A 5,514-nucleotide genomic window follows, 5' to 3' on the forward strand; every position below is an offset into this window, starting at 1 on the left:
TCCCCACCCCGCCCCCGCGGGAGCCGCCGGGCGTTGTACGGTCGGGCTCGTCACCGCACGACCTGCGAGAAAGGCCGCGACCGTGCCATCGGGCCCCGAGACCACCGCCGAAGCCGAGACCGGCGGCGCGGCCGCCGACCGTCCGGACGAGCCGCAGCACCACCGTACGACCGTCCCGGCCGGCGCCCCGGCACGCGCCGCCGCCGGGGAGGCCCCCGTCCCGGCCGCCGGCGGGGCCGGGGCCCGGCCGGCGCCCCGGCTTCCCGTCCGCCTGGCCAGGTCGGCACGCCGCGAGGCGTGGCGCACGGCGGCCGCGGCGGTGAGCGGTGTCGCCCTGGCCGCCGCCTTCCCCCCGTACGACGTGTGGCCGCTGTCGGTCGCCGCGGTCGCCGTCCTCGCCCTCCTCACCCGGGGGCGTACCGCCCGCCAGGGGGCCTGGCTCGGTCTGGCCATGGGGCTGCCGTTCTTCCTCGTGCTGCTCAAGTGGCTCCATGTGATCGGCTGGGACGCGGTGTTCGGCCTGTCCCTGGTCGAGTCCCTGTTCTTCGTGCCGATGGGCGCCGGGCTGGCCGCGACCTCGCGGCTGCCGCTGTGGCCGCTGTGGGGCGCCTGCCTGTGGGTCGCCGAGGAGTGGGCGCGCGACCGGATCCCCTTCGGCGGCTTCCCCTGGGGACGGCTGGCTTTCGCCGTCACCGACTCGCCGTTCCTGCCGCTGGCCGCCCTGGGCGGCGCCCCGCTGGTGACCTTCGCCGTCGCGCTGACCGGCGGCCTGCTCGCCGCGGCGGCCGTCCGGGCCGCGGCGGCCGCCCGGCGGCGGCGCGGAGCGGAGGAGACGGCCGAGGGGGGCGGGACCGGCGGGACCGGCTCCCCGGCGGCGGCCGGCTCCCGTACGGCGCGCCCGGCCCTCGCCGCCGCCGGGGCGGTCGCCCTGGCGGCGGCCGTGACCGCGGCCGGCCTCGCCGTGCCGGTCCGCACCGCGGCGGCCGACACCGTCCGCATCGCCGTCGTCCAGGGCAACGTCCAGCAGCCGGGCATGGACTTCCTCGGCCGCCCGATGCTGATCCTCAACAACCACGTCGAGGCCACCCTGGAGCTGGCCGAGGACGTGGAGGCGGGCCGGGAGGAGCGGCCCGACCTGGTGATCTGGCCGGAGAACGCCTCCGACCTGGACCCGCACCGGTACCCGCAGGCGTACGACGCCATCGACCGGGCGGCGAAGGCGGTGGGCGTCCCCGTCCTGGTCGGCGCCCTCGTCGACCATCCCGAGCGCGAGGGCTACGTCGAGAACCAGGGCATCGTCTGGGATCCCGAGGCCGGTCCCGGAGCCTCGTACACCAAGCAGCACCCGGTGCCCTTCGGCGAGTACGTTCCCTACCGCGACCAGCTCAGCAAGGTCATCACCCGCCTCCAGCGCGTCCCGCGCGACTTCTGGCCCGGCCAGAGCACCGGGGTGATGGACGTCGGCCCCGCCCGGCTCGGCGACGTCATCTGCTTCGAGGTCGCCTACGACGAGATCGTGCGCGCCACCGTCAACGACGGCGCCCGCGCCCTGGTGATCCAGACCAACAACGCCACCTACGGCAACACCGGCCAGCCCGAGCAGCAGCTGGTGATGTCCCGGCTGCGGGCCGTCGAGCACGGCCGGGCCGTGGTCACCGCCGCCACCAGCGGCATCAGCGCGGTCGTCGCACCCGACGGCACGATCGGGCAGCGCACGGAGGAGTTCACGCAGGACGTGGTCACCGCCGACCTCCCGCTGCGCGACGAGACCACCCTCTCCGACCGGATCGGCCCCGCACCGGAGTGGGCGCTCGCTATGGTGGGCCTCCTGTCCTGCGCCGCGGCCTTCGCGACCGGCCGACGGGGGCGGGCACACGGGGTGAACAGGACGGACGAGAAGAGGCGGCAGCAGTGAACGAGGCGGGACAGCGCCGGAAGGATCCGCTCGGCAGGATCCTCGTGATCATCCCGACCTACAACGAGGTCGACAACATCCGGCCGATCGTCACCAGAGTGCGCACCGCCGTCCCCGAGGCCCACGTCCTGGTCGCGGACGACAACAGCCCCGACGGCACGGGGAAGGTCGCCGACGAACTGGCGGCCGAGGACGAGCGGGTCGAGGTCCTCCACCGGGAGGGCAAGGAGGGGCTGGGTGCCGCCTACCTGGCGGGCTTCCGCTGGGGCATCGACAACGGCTACGACGTCCTGGTCGAGATGGACGCGGACGGCTCCCACCAGCCCGAGGAGCTGCCCAGGCTGCTGACCGCGCTCAAGGGCGCCGACCTGGTGCTGGGCTCGCGCTGGGTGCCGGGCGGGCGGGTGGTCAACTGGCCGGGCCACCGCAAGTTCCTCTCGCGCGGCGGCAGCACCTACTCCCGGCTGCTGCTGGGCGTGCCCCTGCGGGACGTCACCGGCGGCTACCGGGCGTTCCGCAAGGAGACCCTGCTGGGGCTGGGCATGGACGACGTGGCCTCCCAGGGGTACTGCTTCCAGGTGGACCTGGCCCACCGCGCCGTGCAGGCCGGATACCAGGTGGTCGAGGTGCCCATCACCTTCGTCGAGCGCGAGCGCGGCGACAGCAAGATGAACCGCGACATCGTCGCCGAGGCCCTGTGGCGGGTCACCGCCTGGGGTGTGCGGTCCCGTGTGAACCAGGCGCTCGGCCGCAGGCACACTGGATGACATGACGACCGGCGCACCGTACCCGTACGAGCCACCTCCGCGGCACTCCCGTCCCGGACCGCAGGGCCCGGAATCTCCCGGCACCGGGCCCCGGCGCCGCCCCCGGCGCAGTTTCGTCCCCCTGGGACTGGCCGCCTTCGTGATCCTGGAGATCTGGCTGCTGACCCTGCTGGCGGACGCCACGAACGGGCTGGTCGTCCTGATCGTCCTGGTGGCGGGGGCGGTACTGGGCGCCGCGGTCGTCAAGCGCGCGGGACGCCGCGCCTGGCGGGGTCTGGTCGAGACCGTCGAGAGCCTCCAGCCGGGCGCCGAGCCCCGCCCCGGGCCGCGGGCCGACCGGGGCGGACACGGGTCGGCCATGCTCGGCGGCCTGCTGCTGATGCTGCCGGGGCTGATCTCGGACGCGGCCGGGCTGCTGTGCGTCTTCCCGCCGACGGCCGCGCTGCTGCGCCGCGCGGTGGAGCGCCGGCTCGGCGGCCGCGCCGGCTTCGCCCCCGGATCCCTGGGGGACTCCCTGCGGCAGGCGCGTACGGCGGAGGAGCAGTTCCGCATCCACCGGCCCGACGGCAAGGTGGTGCAGGGGGAGGTCGTACGCGAGGACGAGCGCGACACCCGCGGCGGGGAGGGCGGGGGAGCGCGTTAGCCGTTCGCGCGGGGACGCACACGTGGGTGAGGGCCCGACCACCGGCCGGTGGTCGGGCCCTCACCCACGTGCTTTCGCGGTGCGGTGCCGCGTGCCGCCGTCAGGCGGACTTGCGCTTGCTGTCCCGCGGGTGCACGGCGATGTTCATGGTCCCGGAGCGCAGGACCGCCAGCCTCTCGGCCAGCACCTCCTCCAGCTCCTCACGGGTGCGCCGCTCCATGAGCATGTCCCAGTGCGTACGCGCGGGCTTGCCCTTCTTCTCCTCGGGCCCCTCGCCGTCGACCAGGAGCGCCTGGGCGCCGCATACCTTGCACTCCCACTCCGGCGGAATCTCGGCCTCAACCGAGAACGGCATCTCGAACCGATGACCGTTCTGGCATGCGTACTCCACGGCCTGGCGCGGCGCCAGGTCGATACCGCGGTCGGTCTCGTAGCTGGTCACCACGAGTCGCGTGCCGCGCAGAGCTCGCTCACTCATGAATCGTGCCTCCCGGGCTTGTCGCCCACAGGACAGGTGTCGCTGTCGTCGTCATCCGGTCAACGTCCGGTCGGCGGTGAAGATTCCCGATCTGGGACATGCGTCGCCCGTCGTGCCGCTGCCTCGTCGGATATGCGGTACCCGCAGCCGCCCGCTTTGTCACATCCCACAAGGGGCGTAACGTAACGTTCGCCTATCTTTGGCGTGCGGTAACGGTCCATCCGACGAGTTGCAGGCGTACACTACCCGCCCTTCGGCCGATGGCCTAAATCCGATCCGGCGCAGCGGCACCCACCGCCGCCACCGCTCGTCTGACCGGTACCCGCAAAAGCAGGACGAAACCCAGAACGAAGAAGATCACCAGGGAGATGATCGCGTCCCGGTAGCTGCCGGTGAGCTGGTAGGTGAGCCCGAACACCAGCGGCCCCAGCCAGCTCGTGCCGCGATCGCTCACCTCGTACAGCGAGAAGTACTCCGCCTCCTTGCCCGGCGGCACCAGTTGCGCGTACAGCGACCGCGACAGCGCCTGGGTGCCGCCCAGCACCATTCCGATCGCCGCGGCCAGGACGAAGAACCACACCGGCTCGCCCGCGGGCAGCACGTATCCGGCGCCCACCGTCGCCGTCCACGCCACCAGCGAGCCCAGGATCGTGCGCTTGGCGCCGTAGCGCACCGCCAGCCGTCCCAGCAGCAGTGCCCCCACCACGGCCAGGATCTGCACCAGCAGGACCGCGCCGATGAGGGTGGTCTGGTCCATCCCCAGCTCCCCGGCGCCGAAGACCGAGGCCTGGGTGATCACCGTCTGCACGCCGTCGTTGTAGAGCAGATAGGCCAGCAGGAACATCAGGGTCAGCGGGTAGCGGCGCAGGTCGCGCAGCGTCCCGGCGAGCTGCCGCCAGCCGCCCCGCAGGGACACACCCCCGCCGGGGGCCGCGCCGGCGGGCGCGTGGGCGGCGGGCCGCTCGCGCAGCCGCCGCAGCGGGATGATGGCGAAGACCGCCCACCACAGGCCCGCCGAGGCCAGGCAGATCCGCACCGCGGTGCCCTCGTCCACACCCAGCGACTCGTGCCCGAGGAACAGCGCCAGGTTGGCCACCAGCACCAGGGAGCCGGAGGCGTAGCCGAAGGCCCAGCCGCGCGAGGAGACCGCGTCCCGCTCCGCGGGAGTGGCGATCTGCGGCAGGAAGGAGTTGTAGACCACCACGGCCGTGGCGTAGGAGACGTTCGCCACCACCAGCAGCGCCCCGCCCAGCAGATAGCGGTCGCCCTCCAGGAAGAACATCCCCGTGGTGGCCGCCGCCCCCAGGTAGGCGAACACGCCCATGATCGGCTTCTTGCGGCCCGACCGGTCGGCGACCGCCCCGGCCAGCGGCATCACCAGCACCGACAGCAGTACCGAGACGGAGACGGTGTAGGCGAAGTACGAGCCGGCGCGGACCGGGATGCCCAGGGGGTGGACGTAGCCGGCGCCGTCCGCCGCGGCCTCGGCGACCGAGGTCAGATAGGGGCCGAGGAAGACGGTGAGCACGCTGGTGGAGAAGACGGAGACCGCCCAGTCGTAGAAGTACCAGCCGCGCTGCTCACGGCGCCGCTCGGCGTCCCCGGCGAAGCCCCCCGGGCTCCTTGCCGGGGTGCCGGTGCCGCCCGTGCCTCCCGCGCCGCCGGTTCCGCCGCCCGCGCTCCCCGCCGTTCCTCCGGCGTCCCCGGTGCC

At 73.8% G+C, this 5,514-nt stretch carries 5 protein-coding genes; 3 read left to right on the forward strand and 2 right to left on the reverse strand.

The genetic code is table 11. The annotated features are described in order from the left end of the window. Positions 1–82: 82 nt before the first annotated feature. The 3 genes from lnt to fxsA are packed head-to-tail and all read left to right on the forward strand — an operon-like array spanning position 83 to position 3,325. On the forward strand, positions 83–1,915 hold the full coding sequence (lnt, locus tag L7D48_RS25170) for an apolipoprotein N-acyltransferase (protein WP_237882803.1): 1,833 nt from the start codon (positions 83–85) through the stop codon (positions 1,913–1,915). Then, positions 1,912–2,682: a polyprenol monophosphomannose synthase gene (locus tag L7D48_RS25175; RefSeq protein ID WP_237882805.1), complete on the forward strand. Its 771-nt coding sequence runs from the start codon at positions 1,912–1,914 to the stop codon at positions 2,680–2,682. The genes lnt and L7D48_RS25175 overlap by 4 nt, the downstream gene beginning before the upstream one ends. 1 nt (position 2,683) lies before the next feature. Then, on the forward strand, positions 2,684–3,325 hold the full coding sequence (fxsA, locus tag L7D48_RS25180; RefSeq protein WP_237882807.1) for an FxsA family membrane protein: 642 nt from the start codon (positions 2,684–2,686) through the stop codon (positions 3,323–3,325). 100 nt (positions 3,326–3,425) lie between these two features. Here fxsA and L7D48_RS25185 read toward each other — a convergent pair whose 3' ends face one another. After that, positions 3,426–3,803 (reverse strand): RNA polymerase-binding protein RbpA, encoded by a 378-nt coding sequence (locus L7D48_RS25185; protein ID WP_027751042.1) that lies wholly within the window; start codon positions 3,801–3,803, stop codon positions 3,426–3,428. Positions 3,804–4,068: 265 nt separating this feature from the next. Next, on the reverse strand, positions 4,069–5,514 hold a 1,446-nt coding region (locus tag L7D48_RS25190; RefSeq protein ID WP_237882809.1), incomplete at its 5' end, for an MFS transporter.

Origin of the sequence: Streptomyces sp. ICN903 (assembly GCF_022015835.1) — a bacterium.
Taxonomy (GTDB): Bacteria; Actinomycetota; Actinomycetes; order Streptomycetales; family Streptomycetaceae; genus Streptomyces; species Streptomyces fenghuangensis.